This is a genomic window from Sorangium sp. So ce185, from assembly GCF_051526825.1.
GTDB lineage: Bacteria > Myxococcota_A > Polyangia > Polyangiales > Polyangiaceae > Sorangium > Sorangium cellulosum_D.
This window is the reverse complement of record NZ_CP150316.1, coordinates 12,976,530-13,000,399: the sequence shown is the minus strand read 5'-3', so window position 1 is coordinate 13,000,399 and position 23,870 is coordinate 12,976,530. Positions and strand designations below refer to the sequence as shown.

The following is a 23,870-nucleotide window of genomic DNA, read 5'->3' as shown; positions in this document are numbered from 1 at the left end:
GTGAGGCTCGCTACATCACGGAGGCGCGAGCACGACCCGCGGGGTCGGGAACTTTTCGCGCCCCTCACCGTGTCCTGGGAGTGTCAGGGAAACGAGGCCGGCGAAAGCCCTCCCGCTCCCCCTCCAGCGCATGCCCACGTTTCCCCACGCCTCGTTCGTCGATCGGCTCCTCGCCGAGCTCCCGTGCCTCCTGCGCGCGGCGCGCCGCCTGACGCGCTCGGAGCAGGACGCCGAGGATCTGGCGCAGGCGACGGTGGTGCGCGCGATCGAGCGGCACGCCGATCTGCGCGACGAGGGCCGCATGCGGGCGTGGCTGCTCCGCATCGAGCGATCGGTGCTGCTCAACGCGACCCGCGGCGCCCGGCAGCGCCTCGAGGTGATCGAGGGCGGCCGCGGCGCCGAGTCGGTGCCGGAGCCGCAGGGGGATCTGGAGGCGGAGCTCCTCGGACGCGGCTTCGCGGACGAGGTCGAGCGCGCGCTCGCGCGCGTGCCGCCGGAGTGGCGCGAGGCGCTGCTCCTGCGGGAGGTCGAGGACCTTTCCTACGAGGAGATCGCGGATCTCCAGGGGTGCCCCGTGGGCACGGTGCGATCACGGCTCTCGAGGGCGCGGCTCGCGCTCGTCGAGGGCCTCTCCGAACGGCACGAGGAGACGTCATGGCAGGGTGCAACCGCGAGTGGTTCGAGAACATTTCGGCGTGGCACGACGACGAGGTGACGCCCGAGGACGCCGCGCGCATCGAGGCGCACGTCGCCGGCTGCGGGCCCTGCCGGCGCGCCGCGGAGGTCCTCGGCGGCGTGCGGCGCGCGCTCGTCGCGAAGGCGGACGGGGAGGTCCCGAAGCGCCTGCGCGACCGGGCGGAGGCCGCCGCGAGGAGCGCGCGCGCGCCGCGCCGCCGCCCCTTCGCGATCACGGGAGCCCTCGCCGCCGCCGCGGCGGCCGCCGCGCTGCTCGTCGGCAGCCCGAGCCGAGGCGTGGGCGCGGCGATGGCCGACGAGCTCGTGAGCCACCACGTGCGCGGCTTCGCGCGCGAGCGCCCGTGCGACTTCGAGTCCTCCGATCCGGGCGCCGTCGCCGGGTGGCTCGAGGGGAAGCTCGGCTACGCGGTGACCGTCCCGGCGGTGTCCGGCGCCCGGCTGCTCGGGGCGCGCCTCTGCCAGATCGGAGAGACGCGCACGGCGGCGCTCATGTACGAGAGCGGGGACAAGCCGCTCACGGTGTTCGTGCCGCCCCCCGGGTCCGACGCCGCGACGGCGGCGCGCGCGCTCGCGGGGCGCGGCGTGGGGTGCACCCGGGGGCCGCTCGGCAACGCGATCTGCGCGAGGAGCGTGGAGCAGCCGGTGCTCGCTGTCGCTGAAGTGGACGTGGCGGCGCTCGCGCCGGCGCTTGGCAGGCCCTGATCCAGTGCACCACGAGGACCCATGACGCTCGGTTCATTGCTGACGCTCTTCGGCGCGGGGCTGCTGACGTTCGCGTCGCCCTGCGTGCTCCCGATGCTCCCGGTCTACCTGTCGGCCCTCGGCGGCGCCGGGGCGCTCGGCGGCCCCGACCGCGCGGCGGCGAGCCGCAGCGTGCGCCTCGCCGGCGTCGGCTTCGCGATCGGCCTCGCGCTCGTGCTCGTCGCGCTCGGCGCCGGCGCGTCGGCGATCGCCGCGGCCCTTGCGCCCCATCGGCGCGCGCTCGCCCTCGCGTCCGGCGCGATCCTGGCGCTCTTCGGCGCGAAGCTCCTCGGCGTGCTGCGCCTCCCGTGGCTGGAGCGCGAGGCGCGCCCGCTCCTCGCCCGCCTGCCGGCCGCGGGCGGCTTCTGGGGGGGCATGCTCTTCGGGATCGCCTTCGCGGCAGGGTGGACGCCGTGCGTCGGCCCGGTGCTCGGCGCCGCGCTGACCTACGCGGCCAGCGCGGGGGCCAGCCCGCTCGCCGGCGCGGTTCAGCTCGGCGCCTACGCCGCGGGCCTCGCCACGCCGCTCGTCGTCGCGGCCTTCGTCGGGCCCGCGGCCGTCGCGCTCGCGCGCCGCCTGATGCCCGCCACGCCGGCCCTCCAGCGCGTGACGGGGGCGCTGCTCGTGGTCCTCGGGATCGCGTTCGCGACCGGCCGTCTGGACGCCCTCTCTCCGGCGCCCGCGGCGGCCGTGGCCGCAGGCGCGCCCTGCGACAGCGGCTCCGCATCGGCGTGCGCGGCCCCGACGGGCGCCGTCGAACCCGGCGACGCCGCCCTTCCCGAGGGGATGCCTCGGCTGATCGAGTTCGAGAGCGCGCACTGCGCGGTGTGCGAGCGCATGGCGCCGCTCGTGAAGGAGCTCGAAGCGCGGTGCGCCAAGGAGGCCGGCACGGTCCTGCGCGTCCGGGTCGACGATCCTCGCGGGCAGGCCCTCGCGGCCCACTACGGCGTGCGCTTCGTGCCGACGTTCCTCACCGTCGATGCCGCCGGTCAGGAGGTGGAGCGCGCCGTCGGCGAGCTCCCCCGCCAGCGGCTCGCGAGCCTGCTCGGCGACGTCCGCGGCGAGGCTTGCCCCCCTGCCATGTGAGCTCCCACGGCGAGCCCCCCACGGCGGGGCTCGCTCCCTCATCCGCCCCGCCAGCCGACCGCGGAGCTCGCTCCCTCATCCGCCCCGCCAGCCACCCGAGCCTCACGGGGTGCCTCGTACCCGCTCGGGCAGGAGACATCGTTAGTATGGCTAACAAACCATCGATTTCCGAAGCGCGAGCCGGCCAATGGGCGCCCCTGCTCCTGCGCCTGGTCATGGGTTATGGCTTCATCGTGCATGGCTGGGTGAAGCTCAGCCGAGGGCCCGCCAGATTCGAGGCGTTGCTCACCCAGCTCGGCGTCCCCTTCTCGAAGCTCATGTCCTGGGCGGTGCCGTTCGTGGAGCTCCTCGGCGGCGTCGCCGTCCTCGCGGGCGCGTTCACCGCGATCGTCGCCGTTCCCCTCATCGCCACGATGCTGACGGCGATGTTCTCCGTTCACCTCAAGCATGGGTTCAGCGCCGTCAACACGATCGGATTGACGGCGGATGGGCCTGTGTTCGGCCCACCCGGGTACGAGCTCAACCTGCTGTACATCGCGGGGCTGGTCGCCCTCGCGCTCGGCGGCGCAGGCGCGTTCTCCGTCGACGCGCTGATGGGCCACCGACGACGGCTGCGAGCACGCGCCTGACGTGAAGCGACGAGCGCGGCGGCTCGCGCCGATCCGCGCTCGGGCGACGCGGGGCTAGGCCACCGCGAGGCGCGCGCGCACCTTGGCGAGCACCGCGACGTCGGCCGGCGGGAAGAGCTCGTCCCGGAGCTCGGCCGCCTCGGCCCAGCGCACGGCGGCGACGTCGAGCGCGGCCGGCGCGGGAGACCCTTCGGCGAAGGAAGCCTCGTAGAAGAGCAGCAGCACCGGCTTCGCCGGATAGCGGTGATAGGTCACCTCCACGATGTCGCCGACGCGGGCCTCCACGCCGATCTCCTCGCGCAGCTCGCGGACGAGGGCGTCCCGCGGATCCTCGCCGGCCTCGACCTTGCCGCCCGGAAACTCCCACGCGCCCGCGAGGTGGGCGCCCACCTTGCGCTGCGTGAGCAGCACGCGGCCGCGCTCGATGACCACGGCGGCGGCGACGAGGACGAGGGCAGGCGGCGGATCGGGCGCGGCGGACATGGGCGCCTAGGATGTCGACCGCGGCGCAGAAGACAAGGCCGGAGAGCCGCTCACGACAGCACCGCAGCGAAGAATCGACATCGGCCGGAGATGGTCGGATCCAGCGAGAAAGTCGCACCCGAAAACGGAATGGTACGCAAGGAGAATGCGCGCCGCGGTGTGGGCAACCGGGCGACGGCCCTCGACGCGAGGAGCGGCCGCGCTCGGGGACTGTGCGGCGCTGCGCCGCCCTGCGGCGGCGGCGCAGCGGGGTGTGCCTCAGCCGCAGGCCGCCGCGCTCGCCGGCCGTGGCGAGCGGCGCGGTCGCCTGGCCGGGAGCAGGCGCGGCGGCCTCGCCGGGAGCGAGGCGCCGGCCTCGCCGGGAGCGAGCCCGCTTCCCTTTGCCGCCGAGGTATGGGATGGCGCCTCGCATGAGCGTCACATACCGGGAAGCGGGGGTCGACATCGATGCAGGGGACGCGCTCGTCGAGCGCATCAAGCGGCTCGCCAAGCCGACGCGCACCCCCGAGGTGCTCGCCGACGTCGGCGGCTTCGCCGGCCTGTGCGCGCTGCCGGGCGGGCTGTCCGAGCCCGTGCTCGTCAGCGGCACCGACGGCGTCGGCACCAAGCTCAAGGTCGCCTTCGCCACCGGCGTTCACCACACCGTCGGCATCGACCTCGTCGCCATGTGCGTCAACGACGTCCTCACCGTCGGCGCACGGCCTCTCTTCTTCCTCGACTACTTCGCCACTGGCAAGCTCGACGTCGACGTCGGCGAGGCCGTCGTCCGCGGCATCGCCGACGGCTGCAAGCAGGCTGGCTGCGCCCTCATCGGCGGCGAGACCGCCGAGCTGCCCGGCATGTACGCCGACGGCGAGTACGACCTCGCCGGCTTCGCCGTCGGCGTCGTCGAGCGCTCCCGCATCCTCGACGGAAAGCGCATCGCCCCCGGCGACGCCGTGCTCGCCGTCGCGTCCAGCGGCCTGCACTCCAACGGCTACTCGCTCGCCCGACGGGTCCTCGAGAAGGAGATGGGGCTGCGCATGGGCGACCGCGTCGACGAGCTCGGCGCCACCGTCGGCGACGCGCTGCTCACCCCCACCCGCATCTACGCCCGCGCCATCACCGCGCTCCTCGCCGCCTGCGGCGATGCGGTCCGCGGGCTGTCGCACATCACCGGCGGCGGCCTGCCGGGCAACCTCCCGCGCGTGCTGCCCGACGGGCTCGGCGCTCGGCTCGACCTCGGCTCCTACCAGCGGCCCGCCATCTTCCACCTGCTCCAGCGCGGCGGGCCCGTCGACGAGGCCGAGATGCGGCGCACCTTCAACCTCGGCGTCGGCCTGGTCGCCGTCGTCGACAAGTCCGCGGCCGACAAGGCCATCGACGCGCTCGCCGACAGCGGCGAGCGCGCGTGGGTCCTCGGCGAGATCGTCCCCGTCGGCGACGTGCCCTTCGAGGAGCGCGTCCGCTTCGGCTGACGGCGCCGGCGCGGCGCACGCAAGGGCCCGGCGCGACGGCGAAGGCAGCCGGGCGCCGGCGCGAGCTCACCCGCCTTCGAGCCGCGCCCTCAGCTTCTTGATCGCCTCGTCGATGGTGCGGTTCTTCGTGTAACAGGGCCTCACCGCCGTCTCGAGCACGACCAGGGTGCGCTGGTCGCCCTCGGAGACGGCGCGGTCGAGGAACGGCATCTTCTCGCCGCAGGTGGCGTCGCGCAGCTCGAAGGAGATCCGGACGGCCGGCGTCCCGCGGGCCGCGACCTCCGGATCGCGGAGCAGCTTCGCCGCGCGGGTGGCCGGGGTGGAGCGGCCCCGGGTCTCGACGATCTCGTAGAGCACGTCGAGGCCGGCGGTCCCGAACCGGCGCGCGAGCGCGTCGAAGACCTGGTCGGCGAGCTCCTCGCCCGTCTTCGAGATGGCGATGGCGAGGTTGCGCGCCGCGATCGCGACCGGGCGCTCGCGGAGCGCGGTCGGATCGCGCTCGGCGAGCAGGTTGAGCGCCTCGGCGGCCTTCACCCACCGGCGCGCCCGGGCCGCGTCGGTGAGCGCCTTCCGGGTCGCCTCGTCGGGCGGTGGCTCGGCGGGCGCCTCGGGCGCTGCGGGCGATGCCTGCGCAGCGTCCTCGGGCGCCGCGGTGGTGGGCCCGGAGGCCTCCGGGGCGGCCGCCGCGTCGGCCGGGGCGGGCTCGCTCGTGGCGAGCGCGCTTGCGGCCGGCGCCGCCTGGCCGAGCTGGGGCTCCGGCTCGGGCGGGGCGCGCCCGCTGCTGGCGAGCGCAGCGATGACGCCGACGGCGACGAGGGCGCCGCCGAGGTACGGGGCGAGCCGGCCCAGGCCGCGGCCGGCGCCTTCGTCGCGCCGTCGCGACGCGCGGGCCTCCTGGGCTGCGCGCTTCCGCCTGGCTTTTTCCTCGCGCTCCTTGGCGGCGCGCTCGGCCTCCTCGGCGAGCTTTCGCTTGGCCTCTTCCTCGCGCTCCCGGGCGACGCGCTCCGCCTCGGCGGCCTCCAGCTCCCGCAGCAGCGTGGGGGCGAAGGCGGGCCGCGAGCCGCTCATTCGTTCGGAGGTCGGCTCCGACGCGGGCGCGTCGTCCTCCGGGGGCGGCTCGTCCGGCGGCCGCGATGCGGACGCTGTGACGGGAGGGGGCTCGGTCACCGGCGGCCGCGATTTCGCGGGCGAGACGGGCGTCTTCGCGGACGCGGGGTCCTCTGCGGAGGGAGCGGGCGGCTTCGAGGGCGCCGGCTCCGCCGCGGGCGACGACGGCGCCGGCTCCGCTGCCGGCGATGACGGCGGCTTCGATGCCGCCGGCCCCGCCGCGGGTGACGACGGCGGCTTCGACGGCGCCAACTCCGCCGCGGGCGATGACGGCGCCGGCTCCCCTGCGGGCGATGACGGCGGCGTCGACGGCGCCGACTCCGCTGCCGGCGACGACGACGGCTTCGACGGCGCCTGCCCCGCCGCGGGCGACGACGGCGGCTTCGACGACGCCCGCTCCACCGGGGGCGACGACGGCGGCTTCGACGACGCCCGCTCCCCTGCCGACGCCGACGGTGGCTTCGAGGGCGCCGGCCCCGCTGCGGACGCCGACGGCGGCTTCGACGACGCCCGCTCCCCTGCCGACGACGACGGCGGCTTCGACGACGCCCGCTCCCCTGCCGACGACGACGGCGGCTTCGACGACGCCCGCTCCCCTGCCGACGACGACGGCGGCTTCGACGACGCCCGCTCCCCTGCCGACGCCGACGGCGGCTTCGATGACGCCGGCCCTGCTGCGGACGCCGACGGCGGCCTCGACGACGCCCGCTCCACCGCGGCCGCTGGCAGCTCCGCCGTGCCCGGCTGCGACGGCTTCTCCTGCGGGGGCGCCGACCGGCCACGCTCCGACGGCGCGGGCAACGTCGCCCTCATCGGTGGCTGCGTGGAGACCGAGCCCTCCCGCTCCTCGGGCACTGGCTCTTCCAGCGACCGTACCGGCTCCGCTGGCCCCGGAGACGGTGCCTCCTCCGGCGGGGGCGTCGAGACCAGCGGCGCCGGCTCCTGCGACGCGGGCTGCTCCCCCGATCGCGGCGAGGGCGCGCCCGCGCGGGAAGCAGCGTCGCGCGCGGCTTCTTCGCGCGAGAAGGCGACCTGCGCCATGAACGCCGCGCCGCCCACCGCGGTCGGGCGCGAGTCGCTCGACAGCGGCGCCGCCTCGACCTCGGCAGCAGCATCGCGCGCGGCTTCTTCGCGCGAGAAGGCGACCTGCGCCATGAACGCCGCGCCGCCCACCGCGGTCGGGCGCGAGTCGCGCGTCAGCTCGGCGACGAGGGTCGGCGTATTGCGCACCGGCGTCGGCCGCGAGTAGCTCGCGGCGTCCTCCTCGTCCTCATCCTCGCCCTCCGCCCGCGCCGTCGCCTCCGCGTCGTCATCCGCCCGCGCCGGCTCCGGCGCGCTCGCGCCGCCGCCCGCCGGCTCGCCGGCTGCCCGCTGCGCGGCCGGCTCCAGCTCGTCCGCCACGTCCGTCAGCGAGACCAGACACGAATCCCCGAGGAGGATCGCCGAAGAGCCGCCGGAGCCCGCCTCCGGCTCGCGCGGCGGCGCGGCGCTGGGCAGCGGCGGCGGCCGGTTGCTCGGCTCGCGCGGCGGCGCGGCGCTGGGCAGCGGCGGCCGGTTGCTCGGCACCCGCGCCGCCTCGCCGATCGCGGGCACCGACGTCATCTCGGCCCTCGACCCCATCTCCGCCCTGGGCTCGTCCATCACGATCCCCGACGCCGCGCACGCCGCGTCGAGCGCCGCGATCAGCTCCGCCGCGCTCTCGAAGCGGGCGCGCGGCTGCTTCTCGAGGAGGCGCCGCACGACCGCCTCGATGGCCGGCGGGACCGCGACGCCGGGCGCGTGCTCGGCGATCGCCGGGACGGGCGCGCTGCGCTGCTGGTTGAAGAGCTCGACCGGATCCTTGGCCAGGAACGGGTGCTTGCCGGCCAGCATCTCGTAGAAGATCAGGCCGAGGGCATAGAGATCCGCGCGCTCGTCGACGAAATCCATCCCCAGCGCCGACTCGGGGGCGAGGTAGGCGATCGTCCCGAAGATCACCCCGGCCGTCGTGAGCCGGACCGGGCGCGACTCCCCCTCCATGCGCGTCGACTCCGGCGACGCGACGGAGCGGCGCAGCTGATCGACGCTCACCTTCGCGAGGCCGAAGTCGATGAGCTTCACGAGGTCGCCCTGCGGCTCGACGACCATCACGTTGCGCGGCTTCACGTCGCGGTGGACGATGCTCATCGCGTGCGTCGCCCCGAGGGCGGCCGCGATCTGCCGGGCGATCAGGGCGGCGCGCGCCGCGGGCATCGGCCCCCGCCGGATGATCTCGTGGAGCGTCGTGCCGCGGACGTACTCCAGGACCAGGAAGAACGAGCCGTCCTCCGCCTCGCCGAAATCGGTCGCGGTCGCGACGTTCCGGTGCTGGATGTGGGCGCCGGCGATCGCCTCGCGCTCGAAGCGCTGCACCAGCTCGGGGAGCCGCTCGGTGTCCGGGTGCAGGATCTTGATCGCGACGCGCTTGTGCATGTGCACGTGCTCGCCGCGGTAGACCGCGCCCATACCGCCCATCGCGATGACCTCGTCGATGCGGTAGCGCTTCGAGATGACCCGCCCGAGGTAGGACACCGCCCGCTGCTTCGCGGCCTCTTCGGGGGTCAGGGTCGTCTCGGGCGGGCGTTCCGACATCGTGGCGGCGCCACCCTAACCCGAGCGGCGCGGCATTGGTAGGTGGCCGACCCGCGGGGACCGACCCCCGGCGGGGCCGCGTTCGCCGCTCATCCCCCGCGATTCAGCCGCGCCCAGTAGGCGTCGACCGCGTCCGCTTGATCGGGGATCCGCGCGCATTCCGCGAGCTCGTCCAGATCGAGCTCGGGGAGCAACCCGCTCCGCTCGATCGGCGCGTACCCACCCTCCCCCAGCCGGTGGACGGAGATGCGTCCCTCCTTCCAGATCCACACCTCGGGCACCCCGAGCCCCCGGTAGACGTCGAGCTTGTCGATGCCGCCGCTCGTGATGAACACCTCGATCGCGATGTCGGGCCGCTTCGTGTTCACCTTGCCGACGCAGTAACACTCGTCGGGCTCCAGGCCGCGCTGCCTCTTCTTGCGGCGGTACGTGGTCGAGCCGTAGCCGTAGAGGCGAGCCCGGCGCGCGAGCGCCCACAGCTCGACGAGGCGCCCGATGCGCGTCTTGACATCCTCGTGGTCCGCCGACGGGCTCGTGAGCTCGAGCACCCCTTCGCAGTAGGTCATCCGCAGCCCCGGGTGATCGTCGAGCAGCTTGCGCAGCGCGACGTACTCGTCCCAGGAGACGTTGGACATCACGAAGCGTTGCTCGCCCTGGCCGGACGGGGGCGCCAAGGGCTCGGACAGGGGTGCCAACGGCTCGGACAGCGGAGCGACGGCGACCATGGGCTGAGGATAGGCGACCGCGGCGAGGCCGCAAGCGACGCTCCGCGGCGAGCCGCGGCGCTCTTGCGCCGCTCGCGCGAAGGGCAGCGCGCCACGACCCCGGGGCCGGGCCCCCGCGCCGGCGCCGGACGGCCGCTGCCGCCCCGGATCTCTCCCGCGCCCGCCCCCGCCGTAGTATCTGCCCCCCATGCCCCCCCTCGATCTCGGCGTCCTCATCTCCGGCCGCGGCTCGAACCTCCAGGCGATCCTCGACGCCATCGCCGCCGGCCGCCTCGACGCCCGCGTGCGGCTCGTCCTCTCGAACCGGCCCGGCGCCGCCGGCCTCGCGCGCGCCGAGCGCGCCGGCATCCCGACGCGCGTCATCTCGCACCAGGGGTTCGCCGATCGCGACAGCTTCGACGCCGCCGTCGTCGCCGCCCTCCGCGAGGCGGGCGCGGCCTGGGTCGTCCTCGCCGGCTTCATGCGCCTGCTCACGCCGACCTTCCTCGACGCCTTCCCGCACCGGGTCGTCAACATCCACCCTTCGCTCCTGCCCTCCTTCCCCGGCGTGGACGCCCAGCAGCAGGCGCTCGATCACGGCGTGCGCATCACCGGCTGCACCGTCCATCTCGTGGACACCGGCACCGACACGGGGCCCATCCTCGCGCAGGCCGCCGTCCCCGTCCTCGACGGGGACGACCGCGACGCCCTCGCCGCGCGCATCCTCGTCGAGGAGCACGCCCTGCTCGTCCGCGCCCTCTCGTGGATCGCCGAGGGGCGCCTCCGGGTCGCGCCGCCCGCCGCGTCCGGCGGGCGCGCGCGCGCGACGATCGCCGGCGTCGACACCGCGCTCGGGCTCGCCCAGGGCGGCCGCGCGCCCGAACAGGTCGAGGAAGGGGCGTGATCCACAAGCACTACGACGTCATCGTCCTCGGCCGCTCCATCGGCGCGCTCACCGCCGCGGCGCTCCTCGCGCGGCGCGACTTCACCGTCATGGTCGTCGGGCACGGCGAGCGCCCGCCCACCTACCGCCTCGACCAGCACGTCCTCCGCCGGCGCGCCTTCACCATGCTCGCCGAGCCCTCGCCCGCGTGGCGCCGCTTCCTCGTCGAGCTCGCCCAGTCGCAGACCTGGAAGCGCCGCATCGTCCCGGCCATGCCCATGCTGCAGGTCGTCGCGCCGCGCCGGCGCCTCGACGTGCCGCCCGACATGGTCCTCTTCGGCCGCGAGATCGACCGCGAGTTCCCCGAGCTCCGGCGCGTCGTCGACGAGCTCTACGCCGAGCTCGCCCACGTCAACGGCGCCGCCGACGACGCGTTCTCGCACGACGCCGTCTGGCCGCCGGGCACGTTCTGGGAGCGGCGCGAGACCGCGCGCTACGCCGCCATGCTCCCGTACGCGCGCGCCGAGCCCGACGCCGACCTGCTCGTCGAGTTCCCGCGCGGCCACCTGTTCCGCTCGATCGTCACGCAGTCCGTCCTCTTCGCCACGGATCTCTCGGCGCTCCCGCCCCCCTTCGCGGTGGCGCGCCTGCACGGGGCGTGGACGCGCGGGCTGATGATGCTCCCGCGCGGCGAGGAGGAGCTCGAGGAGTTCCTCGTCGAGCGCATCCTCGCCCACGGCGGCCGCTGCCTCCTCGACGAGCGCGCCGCCTCGGTCCACGTCCGCCGCGGCACCGCCGCGGGGGTCGTCGTCGACGGCGACGACCACCCGAACGGCAGCAGCTTCGTCATCACCGACATGGACGGCGAGACGCTCGCGAGCCTCTCGGGCGGCGAGGGCATCCACAAGCGCGCGCTGCGCGAGTGGCCCCGCATCACCTCCTCGGTCGGCCGCTTCGTCGTCTCGCTCATCGTGCGCCGCGAGGGCTTGCCCGAGCCGCTCGGCCCCGAGTCGCTCCTGCTCCCCTTCCCGTCCGTGCCTGCCGGCCGCTCGCTCGCCCCGCCGCCGCCGCGCGCGCCGGGCGACGCCTCCGGCGGGCGGCCGAGCTCGCCGCGCGCCACGCGGCCGTCCGGGCCGGGGCGCCCGGTGATCCACCTCCAGCGCTGCGATCTCCCGCCGCCGTCGACCGACACGCTGCTCGTGGCGGAGATCCTGCTGCCCGACCGGAGCCCGCTGTCGCTGCTCGAGGCGCGCCAGGCGGTGCTCGACGCGCTCACGGCCGAGCTCCCCTTCCTCGAGCGTCACCTCGTGCTCGTCGACTCGGTGCACGACGGGCTGCCCGTGTGGCTCTACGACGGCCAGCGCCGCCGCCTGATCGAGCGCGCCGCCCTGAAGGGCGCGGCCCCGGGCGCGGAGCCGATGGTGCGCCAGCTCGAGGTCGACCCGCCCGGCTATCTCGGGCTGGCGGGCGAGCCGATCCGCGGTCCGATCGAGCGCACGCTGCTCGTCGGCCGGAGCGTGCTGCCCGGCCTCGGCCAGGAGGGCCAGCTGCTCGCCGCGTGGGGCGCGGCGCGCCTCGTGACCCGCACCGACCGGCGCAAGGAGCGGATGCGGAGGGACATGTGGAGCAAGGTGGAGATCGGGTAGCGCGGGGGGGGCTTCGACGAAATGCCCGGCCCCCAGAGAGGGTGTTCTCGGGGCGGGGTGGGGGCCCCGCCGAACTCGCCTGAACCATGAGCCATCCGGCAAGCCGGATGACTCATGGTTCAGGCTCAGACATCGGCCCATCCCCCACCCCGCCCCGAGAACACCCTCTCTGGGGGCCTACCGCTTTCTATGAATCTGATCGGAGATCGGTAATTTCCGGCGGCGGGTGAGTCGCGGGAGCGCCGTGTGTCACGGGGAGCGGGGGAAGACCTGGTAGAAGCCGTCTCGCTCGACCACGGAGAGCGGCACGTCGAACAGGCGCGACAGGTTCTCGTCGGTCAGCACCTCGCGCTTCGGGCCGTCGGCGAAGATGCGGCCTTTCCTCAGCAGGACGACCCGCTCGATCTCGGGCGGGATCTCCTGCACGTGGTGCGTCACCAGGATCAGCGTCTTCCCGCTCCGCACGAGGCGCCTGAGCAGGTCGACGAGCTCGAACGCGGCCTTCAGGTCGAGGCTGGTCGTCGGCTCGTCGAGCACGAGCGCCTCCGGGTCGTGCACGAGCGCGCGCGCGAGCAGGCAGCGCCGCTGCTCGCCGGCGGACATCTCCGCGATCGGCTTGCCCCCGAGGTGCGCCACGCCGAGCTCGCGGAGCACCGCCTCGGCGCGCCCGCGCTGCGCGCCGGTCGGCGGCTGGTGCTCGTGCAGCCCGGCGCTCGCGAAGAAGCCGGAGAGCACCACGTCGGCCCCTCGCACCTCCCGCGGATAGGACATCTGCAGCTCGTACGACACGAGCCCCAACCTGCGCCGGAGGGCGAACACCTCCCACCTTTCGCGACCGAGGATCCGCACGCCCGAGCCCTCGCGGTGGACCGGATAGATCTCCTTCGAGAGCAGCCGGAGCAGCGTCGACTTCCCCGCCCCGTTGGGCCCGAGGATCGCGGTGCTCTCCCCCTGCTCGATGCGCAGCGACAGCCCCTCGAAGACGCGCGTATCGCCGCGGTACACCTCGGCGTCCTCGATCTCGATGAGCGCGGGCGCGCTCATCGGTCCACTCCACGGTTCGCGTTCATGCGGCGCAGACTACCGGAGTGCCTAGCTGGATAAAAGATGTACATCCTATCCAGCGACACCTCGCAACTCAAGCGCTTTTGACGAGCGGCACACGGATCTCACATGTCGGTCTTACATGTCCGCACATGTCAGACACGCGCGGTGTGATGCGGCGAGACCGAGCGTCGTCAGCTTGAATATTACTGCCAGGCTGCGTCCTCAAGGCCTCTTTCGTGGAATCTTCTGCTACCGGGCGCGAGATGGCGCCTCTCCCGGTGAGACAGCGAACGTTCGTGGGTGCGAGCCGCGCCGAGCACCCGAATCGTGATCCCCTGATGTGGCCCTTTGCCACGGTCGCATTCTCCTATGTTTGCGCGAATTTTCCCCTGTTTTCCCGCGCTTTCCCAGCGTCTTTCCCAATCGAATCAGGGGTTTCGCGGTGGATCGTCCGTGCCCCGGATCGGCGATCCACTCGAGCGATCACTCACCATCTCTCGCGGACAGGCACCGTCGAAAATCTGCGCATGAATTGGCGTTTGCCGATCTCGAGAGATGGATGGCCCGGTCGTTGCAGTCCCCCTGGCACCTTCAACGAGTGCCCCGCGCCAAGCCGATGCTGGCGCTCGGGAGTGAGAAAAATCCGACGCGGCGCCGAGCCGCTCGGCCACTTGGAGATTGACGCAATGACGAAGATCAAGGGTTCGCTTTTCGGTGCTGGGGCAGTCTCGTGCATGCTCGCCGTTCTCGGCGGGTGCATCGTCGCCGCGGACGACGGCTCCAGCGTCTCGGAAGAGAACGAGATTTTCGCCGATGAGGTCGCAGCGGCCGCGGCGGCGTCGCAGATGCGCTTCGGCGTTGCCCCCCAGTGGAGCCAGAGCTGGGCGCCGGGCTCGTCCGGGCCGGCCAACGTCGACGTGGTCGCCGTGGGCGACTGGCTGCAGTCGAACGGCTTCACTTCCACACATAAGAGCAAGCTTCAGCAGATCGTCAACCAGGGGAAGACCCCCTACTTCTTCGGCTACATCGCCACGGACATGACGAAGAAGGGGCTCGGGTCCGATCGCGACTGCGACGGCGACTCCGGCGCGCCGCTGTGCCAGCGGGGCGCGGCGTACGTGCGCAGCAACATCGGCAAGATGGTGGAGGCCTACAAGCAGGCGGCGCAGTCGATCAACGCGTCCTTCGGCGGGCGGTCGGTCGAGGCGCTCATCCACATCGAGCCGGACTGGTACCAGTTCTCGCAGACGGCGCAGCAGAACGCGCTCACCGAGACGGAGTCCGACAGCTTCATGAACCAGATCCTCGGCGCCATCCGCTCCGGGTGCCCGTCGTGCAAGGTGGTCATCGACTTCAGCCCGTGGTTCAGCCCGGGGGCCACCAAGTGGGCCTCGTCGGTCGGCGACTTCTACGACGGCTGGGACCGCAGCGTGGTCAAGTACGTCGGCCTCACGGGCAAGCAGTTCCCGTTCACCGAGGGAAAGATCGACAACTTCACCTACCGCGAGATCACGGCCGCGCTCGCCCTGCCGCTCGTCATCGTCGACGCGTACACGTTCGGCGGCGGCCCGATCAACGTCGACACCACCTGGCTGAACGCGAACAACGTCGCCAAGGCGGTCGACATGGGCGTCGCCATCGTCATGCTCTCGCAGACCGGCGACGTCGCCGCCTACGACCGCTTCATCGCCAGCGTGAAGGGCGGCAGCTCCAGCAGCAGCTCCAGCAGCAGCTCGACGACCACGAGCAGCAGCTCGACGACCACGAGCAGCAGCAGCGGCGGGGGCAGCGGCGGCTCCGGCGGCAGCGGTGGCGCCGGCGGCAGCGGCGGCTCCGGCGGCAGCGGCGGCTCCGGCGGCGGCACCGGGACCGGCGTGCGCGTGGAGGGCGGCAATGTCGACGTCAGCATCACCACGTCCACGTCGTGGTCCAGCGGGTACTGCAAGGACGTCAAGCTGACGAACAAGGACACCCGCGAGGTCACGTGGACGCTCTATGTGCCCAGGGAGGGCACCATCTACAACAGCTGGAACGTCAAGGCCGACGCGACGAGCACCAACTTCGTGTTCTCTGGAACGTGGAACGCCAAGCTCTCGGCCGGCTCGAGCACCACCTTCGGCTATTGCGCGAACCGCTGACGGCCGGATCGAGGGCGCCGCGCGGCCGCGGAGGCGAGGAGCGCCTCACGGCCGCGCGGCGCGCCAGCCCGCCGAACGGCTGATCGACACGGGGCCAAAGGCCCTCCGGACTCCCCTCTTCTCCCGCTCTCCCGCGCCCCGCGCCTTTTGGTATCCTGGGCGCACCGTGCCACCCGACCCGCAGCGCTGCCTCCTCGCCGGCCGCGGCCCGATCCGCGCCACCCGCGCCGCCGCGCCGCGCGCGCGCTGTCCGGACCGGAGCGCCGCATGCCGCTGAAGCTCCGGGTCACCTGGCGCAACGCGGGCAGCCCGCTCTTGCCGGACGCGCTCTCCGAGGTGCAGGCGACGGCCGACGGCGCGCCGCTGCCGCTCGCCCGCGCGGGCCCGGGGCTGCGCGAGTTCGACGTCCCCGCGGGCGCGGCGCGCGTCGCGCTCACGGCGCGCTTCTCCGCGGCCTTCGGCGCCTTCGAGGACGTCCCGGCCCTCCAGGAAGAGGTCCTGTCGGTCGAGCAGGCCTTCGACGTCGCCGGCGGCGGGACGGCGCTCGGCCCCGCCCCGGACCCGGCGCTCGGGCAGGCGCACCCGCTCGTCGACGTGACGTCCACGCCGGGCCTCGCGCTCGCGCAGATCAGGACCGATTTCGTCGACATCACCCCGTTCTGGATGGCCTATGCGCGGTACTCGGACGAGTACCAGCGCGAGCACCGGCCCGGCACGGAGCTCGTGGCCCTCGGCGCCACCGCGGGAGAGCCGAAGATCTGGTTCGCGAGCATCCCGGAGGCGTGCAAGGCGCCGCCGGACGCCGGGGTCTCGGCCCTCGTGTTCTACCGGCCGGAAGGGTACGCGTATACCCGGGTCGATCAGCGCCACGAGATGTTCGGTCTGAATCGGTACCTGCTCAGCCCCGACCCGGATCCGAGCGCCTCGTACTGGGCGCGCGACGTGTTCGAGCGCGATCCGCGCGACCAGTCCCGCTGGGTGTATCTCCGCTGCGGCTTCGAGGAGGCGCTCGCCGCGAGCGGCCGGGCGGTGGTCCTGCTGCACCCGTGGCCGAGCGGCACGAGCTTCGGCGCCGCGACGAGCGCGGGCCTGCCCGGCCTGGCCGAGGCGGCGCTCCGCTTCCTCGGGGGCGCGCGCAGGATCGGGCTCGGGCCGGGCGGGGCGCGGCTCGGGAAGCTCGGGCTCGCGGGCTTCAGCGCGGGCGGGCTACCGCTGTGGCAGGCGCTGGCCGCCAACCTGCGACGGGTGAGCGAGGTGTTCGCCTTCGACGCCCGCGGCATCGCCAAGAGCGAGGCCACGATCCTCCGCTGGTACAGCGGCGACGCCTCGCGCCGGCTGCGGATGACCGGCGGGCACCAGCTCGACGCGAACGCGGCGATCCAGCGGAGGCTCGCGGGCAACTCGGACGGGGCCCGCGTCTCGTGCCTGCCGCCCGACAAGAGCGGCTATCTCCCCGGGGTCAACCCGCGCTGGGATCACGTGTGCTCCTCGCTCGACGCCGGCGAGAAGGACGCCTATCTGAACGCCGACTGGGTATGGCACCAGTTCGCGATGTTCGGCGGCGTCCCGGAGGCCGGTGGGACGAGCGCCGTCACGTTCCTCCAGCGCTTCCTCGAGGCGTCGGATCTCTGAGCCGGGCGGTTCCGGAGGGGCGCGGGGCCAGCCGGCCGACGAGGCGAGGGAGAGAATTTAACGCAAAGGCGCAAAGGCGCAAAGGCGCAAGAAGAAGAATGAGAAAAAGAAGAGATTGAAGCGCTCGCCAGATCGAGACGCTCGACGAACTCCCTTTTTTCTCTTATCTTTTTTGCGTCTTTGCGCCTTTGCGCCTTTGCGCCTTTGCGCCTTTGCGTCAAATTCTCCCTCACGCCCGCGCGACGATCCTCGAGAGCGCCCGCATGTCCGCGTCATCGCCGAGCCGCGAGAGCGCGGCGCGCGCCGTCGCCAGCGCGGGCTCGACGTAGCGCAGGTAGCTCGGATCGGCGCCGATGCGGTCGAGGAAGACGAAGCGCCCGGCGTCCTTGAGCTTGCGCTGGACCGTGACCAGCTCGAACTCCCGGCCGAGCGCCTCGCGCGCCGCCCGATCGAGCGAGGCGGCGGCCGCATACTCGTCGAGGCGGGCCTCGACGAACGGTCGATCGAGGTCCTGGAAGCTGTCGTTGAGGAGCGTCGCCAGGTCGTAGACGCGCGGGCCGAGGAGGGCGTCCTGGAAGTCGAGCCACGCGAGCTCGAGGCCCCCGCCCGGCGCGTCCACGACCATGAGGTTGCGGCTCTGGAGGTCGCGGTGGACGAAGCCGCGCGGCCACGCGGCGATGCGCCGGGCGAGCCGATCCGCCAGCGCGTCGAACTCGGCCCGCGCAGCGTCGTCGAGCCGGAGCCCGCGCGCGTCGAGCGCCCACGCGCGGAAATGGTCGAGCTCCCAGCGCAGCAGCGTCGCGTCGAGCGCGCAGGCGTCGACGATCGAGCCGCGCGGGAGCGCCGCGAGCGCCCGCTGCGCCCGCGCCAGATCGCGCACCGCGAGCGCGTAGACCTCGGCGCGACGCGCGGGCTCGCGCTCGACGAAGGCCGCGAGCGTGCGGTCCCCGAGGTCCTCCAGGAGGAGCAGGCCGTGCTCGCAGTCCTCCGCGAGCAGCGCCGGGACCCGGACGCCCCGCTCGCGCAGCAGCGCGTGCACCTCCAGGAACGGCCACCGCGGGGGAGCCGCGCCGGCCGCGGCTCCATCGCCGTCCGCGCTCGGCGCGAACATCGCGACCGCCGTGCCGGCCGGCGTGACGACGCGCAGGTAGCGCCGGCACGACACGCCGCCGCGCAGGGGCGAAAGCGACGACGGACCATGGCCCGTGACCCGCTGGACGAGCCGGTGCAGGGCGTCGGGGTCGAGCTCGCGCACGCCCCTTCGTACGCCGTCAGCCCATGCGGGCGCCAGCCTTCCCGGCGCGATCGCCTCCCGGCGCGATCGCCTCCCGGCGCGGATGCCCGGTTCCCGGCGCGGCGGCGTGGCCGCCAGCGCGCCTCAGCAGGCGCCGGCGCAGCCGTCGGCGCTCTGGAACCAGAGGCCGCCAGAATCCTCGCACTCGCTGCGGTCGTACCTGCCCGAGCAGCAGCGCTCCTTGCTCTCGCACACCTTCGCGACGCTCTCGCCGCTCCGGAAGCAGCATTTCCGGCTCTCGGGCGGCTCGGGCGCGGCGGCCGGATCCTGGGGCGCGGCCGGGTCCCCGGGCGCGGTCGCCTTCTCGATGACCACCGGGACTGCGGGCGCGACGAGCGTGGCCACCGTGTCGCAGCCGAACGAGCCAATCATGACGAGGACGGCGAGCGCCGCCAGCGCGCGAGCGGTTCCAGCCAGCTTCATGATCGCAGTGGGTCGCATGGGCGCAGGGCGGCCGCAAGTTTCTGCGCGCCGCCGCCCCGCGCAGCGGCCGATACGACGCTCGCCCCCAGCCATTCGTTATGGCGACAACGACCCTCTCGGGCGCCGCCACCGACCCTCGCGGCGCGCCATCGACCCTCTCGGGCGCCGCCACCGACCCTCGCGGCGCCGCCATCGACCCTCGCGACGCCGCCACCGACCCTCGCGGCGCGCCATCGACCCTCTCGGGCGCAGCCGCCGACCCGCGCGGCGCCCTACAGCAGGGCCGCCGCGCGCGCACCGCCGGCAGATCGGCCCGGCGCGGCGCGCGTTCGGCCGGGGGCGCGACGGCGGCTGTGCTATACACCCGTGGAATGGCGAACAGTGCGACGGCGCCGGAGAGGGTCACGCCGCTGAACGGAGCCGCGGCGACCTCGGTGGCCTGGCGTCACCGGGGCGAGCTCCGCATCACCGTGATCGTCAAGGCCACCTTCGCCTTCGCGGCGGACGCGGAGATGCCGAGGGTCGAGCCGCAGAAGATCCTCCACGGGGAGGTGCACCACGGCAACAACCCGGGCCGGAGCGTCAGGCTCACGAGCGATCTGGCGCCGCGCCTCGACCAGGCCGACGTGCTCTTCACCGGCCACGCCCACGCGCCGCCGCCGGGCGCGCCCGTGCACTCCCTGCCTGTGCGACTCACGATCTCCGACGAGGGCGAGGTCCTCCTCGACAAGGAGCTCCTCGTCCAGGACAGGGCCGGGTTCCAGCGGATGCCGATCGTGTACGAGCGGGCGCTCCGCGGCGAGAGCGATCACGAGAACTTCCTCGGCGTGCAGGCGACCGGCGACCCGTCCGATCCCGAGGCGAACATCCTCGATCCGCTCCATCCGGCGCGCGCGGCCGGCTTCGGCCCGATCGCGCGCGCCTGGCCGGCGCGCAGGCGGCTGCTCGGCGCCACCCCGCGCAAGGCGCTCGACGCCCCCATCGCCGACATCCCCGACGCCTTCGCGTGGGCGTATTACCAGGCCGCGCCCCCCGATCAGCGGACGCGCCCCCTGCGCGGCGGCGAATGGATCGAGCTCACGGGGCTGCACCCCACGCTGCCGCGCGTCCGGATGCGGCTGCCCGAGGCGCGCGGCCGCGCGCGCATCCACGGCCTCTCGGTCTTCGGCGTGAGCGAGGGCCAGCCGCTCGATCTGCACGCGGACACGCTGCGCATCGACGGCGACGAGCAGCGGTGCACCCTCGTCTTCCGGGGCAGCTTCGCCGTCCCCGACGAGGCCGCGCTCGCGGCGGCCGCCATCGTGGCGGGGGTCGAGCTCCCCGGGGAGCCGCTCGAGTGGCCCGAGCGGCCCGCCGAGGCGGGCGCCGCGGGCCCCGGCCTCGCCCGGGCGGCCGACGCGGCCGGCCGCGCGCTCGGCCCGGACGACGGCGTCCTCGGCGCCACCCAGGCCGATCCGGCCGCCGGGTCGCGCACGATGAGCCTCGCGGAGGACGGCGTCGCGGCCTTCGTCCGGGCGGCGACGCCGTTCCGCGACGGGCCTCCCCCCGGCGACCCCGCCGGGCACGCCGCGGGCGCGGGGGCGCCGGCGCCCCGGTTCGACACCGGGACCCTCTCGCTCTCCTCGGCGGAGGACGCCCCGGCGGGGTCTCCCCTCACGACGCTGGCCTTGCTGTCCGAGGCCGACGACGCGGCGGACGCGCCGGCGCTCCCGTTCCAGCCGGCGCCCCCGGGCGCCGGGCTGCCTCCGTCGATGCTCGCCCGGGAGCCGGTCGCGGCCGACGAGCGCATGGGCTCGGGCACGCTCGCGCTCTCGTTCGAGGACGACTGGGAGCCGCGCGCCGACGCGCCCGGCGGCGCCGTCCCCGCGGCGCCGTCGCTCGATCCGGAGCCCGCGGCCGCGGGCGCGACGGAGCCCTCGCTCGCGCGGCTCCCGGAGCCGTCGTCCCCGGAGCTCCTGCCGGCCGCGGAGCCGCCGCCTCCGGCGCCCGCGCTGCCGGAGCCGTCGCCTCCGCCGCAGCCGGTGATCAGCGCCTCGCCCGCGCGGTCGTTCGAGCCGGACGAGCCGCCGGCGGCCCCGCCGCTCCGGCGGCCGCCGCCCCCGCCGCCGGAGCGCCCGTCGCTGCCGACCCCGTCCCCCGCATTGAGGAGGAGCCTTTACGAACGGTTCGAGCGCAAACGATAGCCCGCAAGGCCCGCCTCGGCGGGCGCGCCGGGCGCCCTGGCGGGCGGCGCACCGAGGCGGGAGATCCTCTCCCACAGCACGATGGATGGAGCTGCGACGATGACCACCCAGCACGAATCCGTAGACATTCGCATCGAGCTCGCCGGCTTGTCGTCCGACGTCCTCCAGCTCAACAGCCTCTCGGGGCGCGAGGCGATCTCGCAGCTGTTCGCGTTCGACGTCGAGGTCGCGTGCCCGAACGAGGCGGCGGTCGACGGCCAGGCCTTCGCGGGCGAGAGCGTCGCGCTCGTCTTCGAGCGGGACGGCGTCGAGCTGCGGCGCATCCACGGGATGGTCGCCGAGGTGCACGATCGCCTCGCGACGCTGCTCGACCACCGGGCGTACCGGCTGCGCATCGTCCCGCGCGCGCACCGGCTCACGCTCGTCGAGACCACCGAGATCACGATGAACAAGGCGGTGCCGGAGATCATCAAGCAGAAGCTGGAGCTCGTGGGCCTGAGCGGGAGCGACGTGGACTTCCGGCTGATGGGCAGCTACCCGCAGCGGGAGTTCTCGGTGCAGTACCAGGAGACCGATTTCGCCTTCATCTGCCGCCTGGCCGAGCACGTCGGGATCAGCTTCTTCTTCGAGCACCAGGACGGTCAGGACACGATGGTCTTCACCGACGACGCCAGCGGGTTCAAGCCCGCGGCCGGGGCCGCCGCGTCCGTCCAGTTCCGCGAGCGCGGGGAGACCCGTGACGTCTTCGAGATCGGGGCGACATCGCGGCTCGTGCCGAGCGTGTTCGTGGCCCGCGACTACAACTACCGGCAACCGATGCTCGATCTGACGTCGGAGCACGTCCTGCCCGCCGGGTATGCGGGGGGCGTGATCGAGTTCGGCGGGCACTACAAGACGCCGGCGGAGGGGAAGGTGCTGGCGCAGATCCGGGCCGAGGAGCGGCAGGCGACGCAGCTCGTCTACACGGGCAGGAGCGCCGTGTGCGGGATCGGCGCGGGCGCGCGGTCGACGCTGGAGGGGCACCCGAACCTCGAGGGGCTCGAGCTGCTCTTCGTCGAGGTGGAGCACCAGGCGACGCAGCCCGCCGGCGGCTGGGGCGGGGGCGAGGCGCCCCAGCGCTACGTGAACACCTTCCGGGCGATCCCGAGCAAGAACACGTATCGGCCGCCGCGCGTCACGCCGGTCCCTCGGATCAGCGGCGTGGTCACGGGGATCGTCGACGCGGGGCCGGGCGGCGGGGGCAACGACGCGCAGATCGACGATCAGGGCAGGTACATGGTCCGGTTCCTGTTCGACACGGGGGCGGCCGGGGGCCTGACGTCGAGGCCGGTGCGCATGCTCCAGAACCACGCCGGCGCGAACTACGGCACGCATTTCCCGCTCAAGCCGGGGACCGAGGTGCTCATCGCCTTCGTGAACGGCGATCCCGATCGTCCGGTGATCGTGGGCGCCGCGCCCAACCCGCTGACGCCCTCTCCGGTGAACAGCGCCAACCGGTCGACCCACCGGATCAAGACGCAGGGGGGCATCGTCTTCGATCTCGTGGACGAGTGAGCCGCGCGCGGCGCCCCGGGCGAGGCGCGCCTGCGCTGGCCCGGGCGGCGCGCCGCGCGTGGGCGGCGCGGCTGGGCGCGGGGCGCTGCGGCCGCGCGCCGGGGGGCGTTCAGGGGGACGGCGGCTTGCCGGGCGCCGGGTGGCTCGGCGCGAGCGAGGCGGCCTGAGCGCGGGTCATGGTCCGGATGGCGTAGTTGAGGGCGGCGCGCAGGTTGCGTTGCGTGTTGAGCTGGGAGAGGTCGAGGCCGAGGGCGACCATGGTCTGGGCGACGGTCGGCTTGATGCCGGCGACGATGCCGTCGGCGCCGAGGAGCCGGATCGCGGTGACGAGCTCGACGAGGTGGGCGGCGACCTTGGTGTCGACGACCTCGACGCCGGTGAGGTCGAGGATGGCGAAGCTCGCCCGCTTCTCGACGATCTGCCGGAGCAGGCTGTCCATGACCTCGGCGGTGCGCACGCTGTCGACGGTGCCGACCATGGGCAGCGTGAGCACGCCGTCCCAGACCTCGATGATGGGCGTGGAGAGATCGCGAATCACCTTCTGCTGCGCCGCGATCCGGTCGATCTGAATGCGCAGCTCGTTCTCGACGATCTTGGAGTCCGACACGTCGAGCGAGATCCCGAGCACGCCGTCGACGCGCTCGCCGGGCGCGCTGCGGAGCGGGATGAGCCAGGTGTCCCAGTAGGTGCCGTGCGCCTCGCTTCGGCCGCGGCGCACCTGGCCGTCGTACCATTGCCGCATCTCGGCGGCGGTGTCCGGGGAGGCGGCATAGAGGTCGAACACGTTGAGCCCGAGGTGCTGCCCCGGCGTCAACCCGCTCTTCGCGATGGCCTTGCCCTGGTGATAGACGTAGGTCCCGTCGCCGTCGGTCGCCCATATCGCGATGGGTTCCACGTACTCGGCGATGCCGTCGAGGATGCGCGCCTTGAGCCGCAGCGTGCTCAGCTCCTCCTCGGTCGCCGCGGGCGCGGCGGCGGCCGTGGGCGCGGGGCGGAGCGAGCCGAGGACGGCGCCGCGATCGGACGACGACCGGCTGGCGGTGCACGAGAGCGGCCGGTAGGCGCCGCCGCCGTCGCGCAGGCGCACGTCGAACGAGACGGGCTCGCCGCGCTGGAGGAGCGCCGACCACGCCGCCGCGAGCGCCGCGCGATCGTCCGGGTGCGCGAGATCCGCGAGGAGCGCGCCGCCCTCGACCCCGGGGCCCAGCGCCTCGCGCAGCCCACCGCTCCCGTGGAGCAGCGCCCCGTCGGCCGAGGCGATGAAGAGCAGATCGGGAGAACGGGCGAAGAGCTCGCCGAGCAACGCGCTGGGGGCAGATTCCATCAGGCTCACATCTCCTCGAGGGCAAGAAGCCCAGATATACCGTGGACGAAGCGCGCGGGGGAAGGGCTTCCCGGGTCGGCGCGATGCGATCGGGATGAGAATGCGCGCGGCATCAGCGTGCCGGCTTACGGGGAGAGAAAGCGGGCCGGCTCAGCGGCGCGTGACGGAGAGGGCGGTCGAGGGCGACGGAGATCGACTTGCGCAGACAGGAGCGGCGCAGGGGTGGTGAGGGG

At 74.0% G+C, this 23,870-nt stretch carries 18 protein-coding genes; 11 read left to right on the top strand and 7 right to left on the bottom strand.

Annotation, left to right across the window (positions count from 1 at the left end; genetic code table 11):
- Window positions 1-130 precede the first annotated feature (130 nt).
- From WMF26_RS48010 to WMF26_RS47995, 4 genes are all read left to right on the top strand, one after another.
- Window positions 131-715, top strand: a complete 585-nt coding sequence (locus WMF26_RS48010; protein WP_437998168.1) for an RNA polymerase sigma factor — start codon at window positions 131-133, stop codon at window positions 713-715.
- Window positions 655-1,398 (top strand): zf-HC2 domain-containing protein, encoded by a 744-nt coding sequence (locus WMF26_RS48005; protein ID WP_437334677.1) that lies wholly within the window; start codon window positions 655-657, stop codon window positions 1,396-1,398. The genes WMF26_RS48010 and WMF26_RS48005 overlap by 61 nt, the downstream gene beginning before the upstream one ends.
- Before the next feature lie 21 nt (window positions 1,399-1,419).
- Window positions 1,420-2,523, top strand: coding sequence for a cytochrome c biogenesis protein/redoxin (locus WMF26_RS48000; protein ID WP_437998167.1), 1,104 nt, complete (start codon window positions 1,420-1,422; stop codon window positions 2,521-2,523).
- Between the two features lie 146 nt (window positions 2,524-2,669).
- Window positions 2,670-3,152 carry a DoxX family protein gene (locus WMF26_RS47995; RefSeq protein ID WP_437998166.1) on the top strand — a complete coding sequence of 161 codons (483 nt, stop codon included), beginning with the start codon at window positions 2,670-2,672 and terminating at the stop codon, window positions 3,150-3,152.
- A 54-nt stretch (window positions 3,153-3,206) separates the two neighbouring features.
- Here the strand turns inward: WMF26_RS47995 and mutT are convergent, their stop codons facing one another.
- Window positions 3,207-3,635, bottom strand: a complete 429-nt coding sequence (gene mutT, locus WMF26_RS47990) for an 8-oxo-dGTP diphosphatase MutT (protein WP_437334674.1) — start codon at window positions 3,633-3,635, stop codon at window positions 3,207-3,209.
- Between the two features lie 410 nt (window positions 3,636-4,045).
- Between mutT and purM the strand changes: the two genes are divergently transcribed.
- Window positions 4,046-5,092, top strand: a complete 1,047-nt coding sequence (purM, locus tag WMF26_RS47985; RefSeq protein WP_437998165.1) for a phosphoribosylformylglycinamidine cyclo-ligase — start codon at window positions 4,046-4,048, stop codon at window positions 5,090-5,092.
- Window positions 5,093-5,158: 66 nt separating this feature from the next.
- On the opposite strand, the gene WMF26_RS47980 is transcribed toward purM, so the two are convergent.
- Both WMF26_RS47980 and WMF26_RS47975 read right to left on the bottom strand, forming a co-directional pair.
- Window positions 5,159-8,809, bottom strand: coding sequence for a protein kinase domain-containing protein (locus WMF26_RS47980; protein ID WP_437998164.1), 3,651 nt, complete (start codon window positions 8,807-8,809; stop codon window positions 5,159-5,161).
- Between the two features lie 89 nt (window positions 8,810-8,898).
- On the bottom strand, window positions 8,899-9,444 hold the full coding sequence (locus WMF26_RS47975) for a Uma2 family endonuclease (RefSeq protein ID WP_437998163.1): 546 nt from the start codon (window positions 9,442-9,444) through the stop codon (window positions 8,899-8,901).
- A gap of 277 nt (window positions 9,445-9,721) precedes the next feature.
- Between WMF26_RS47975 and purN the strand changes: the two genes are divergently transcribed.
- Together purN and WMF26_RS47965 are read left to right on the top strand one after the other, a co-directional pair.
- A complete protein-coding gene (gene purN, locus WMF26_RS47970) occupies window positions 9,722-10,417 on the top strand; it encodes a phosphoribosylglycinamide formyltransferase (RefSeq protein ID WP_437998162.1) in 696 nt (231 codons plus the stop codon).
- Window positions 10,414-12,042, top strand: coding sequence for an NAD(P)-binding protein (locus tag WMF26_RS47965; RefSeq protein WP_061624474.1), 1,629 nt, complete (start codon window positions 10,414-10,416; stop codon window positions 12,040-12,042). The genes purN and WMF26_RS47965 overlap by 4 nt, the downstream gene beginning before the upstream one ends.
- A 249-nt stretch (window positions 12,043-12,291) precedes the next feature.
- Here WMF26_RS47965 and WMF26_RS47960 read toward each other — a convergent pair whose 3' ends face one another.
- Window positions 12,292-13,086 carry an ABC transporter ATP-binding protein gene (locus WMF26_RS47960; RefSeq protein WP_437952767.1) on the bottom strand — a complete coding sequence of 265 codons (795 nt, stop codon included), beginning with the start codon at window positions 13,084-13,086 and terminating at the stop codon, window positions 12,292-12,294.
- A 737-nt stretch (window positions 13,087-13,823) separates the two neighbouring features.
- Here WMF26_RS47960 and WMF26_RS47955 point away from each other — a divergent pair.
- Together WMF26_RS47955 and WMF26_RS47950 are read left to right on the top strand one after the other, a co-directional pair.
- On the top strand, window positions 13,824-15,227 hold the full coding sequence (locus WMF26_RS47955) for a hypothetical protein (RefSeq protein WP_437998161.1): 1,404 nt from the start codon (window positions 13,824-13,826) through the stop codon (window positions 15,225-15,227).
- Between the two features lie 267 nt (window positions 15,228-15,494).
- Entirely contained in the window at window positions 15,495-16,859 is a 1,365-nt protein-coding gene (locus tag WMF26_RS47950; protein ID WP_437998160.1) for a hypothetical protein, read from the top strand.
- A 229-nt stretch (window positions 16,860-17,088) separates the two neighbouring features.
- Here the strand turns inward: WMF26_RS47950 and WMF26_RS47945 are convergent, their stop codons facing one another.
- A complete protein-coding gene (locus WMF26_RS47945) occupies window positions 17,089-18,114 on the bottom strand; it encodes an aminoglycoside phosphotransferase family protein (protein WP_437998159.1) in 1,026 nt (341 codons plus the stop codon).
- 123 nt (window positions 18,115-18,237) lie between these two features.
- Complete coding sequence (locus tag WMF26_RS47940) at window positions 18,238-18,576, bottom strand: hypothetical protein (RefSeq protein WP_437952763.1); 339 nt, start codon at window positions 18,574-18,576, stop codon at window positions 18,238-18,240.
- Between the two features lie 371 nt (window positions 18,577-18,947).
- Here WMF26_RS47940 and WMF26_RS47935 point away from each other — a divergent pair, with 371 nt between their 5' ends.
- Window positions 18,948-20,759, top strand: a complete 1,812-nt coding sequence (locus tag WMF26_RS47935; RefSeq protein WP_437998158.1) for a DUF2169 family type VI secretion system accessory protein — start codon at window positions 18,948-18,950, stop codon at window positions 20,757-20,759.
- Window positions 20,760-20,858: 99 nt separating this feature from the next.
- The gene (locus tag WMF26_RS47930) at window positions 20,859-22,313 is read left to right on the top strand and encodes a type VI secretion system Vgr family protein (RefSeq protein ID WP_061621310.1); all 1,455 of its coding nucleotides are present in this window, start codon (window positions 20,859-20,861) and stop codon (window positions 22,311-22,313) included.
- 109 nt (window positions 22,314-22,422) lie between these two features.
- Here the strand turns inward: WMF26_RS47930 and WMF26_RS47925 are convergent, their stop codons facing one another.
- Window positions 22,423-23,637, bottom strand: a complete 1,215-nt coding sequence (locus WMF26_RS47925) for an STAS domain-containing protein (protein ID WP_437998157.1) — start codon at window positions 23,635-23,637, stop codon at window positions 22,423-22,425.
- Window positions 23,638-23,870 lie beyond the last annotated feature (233 nt).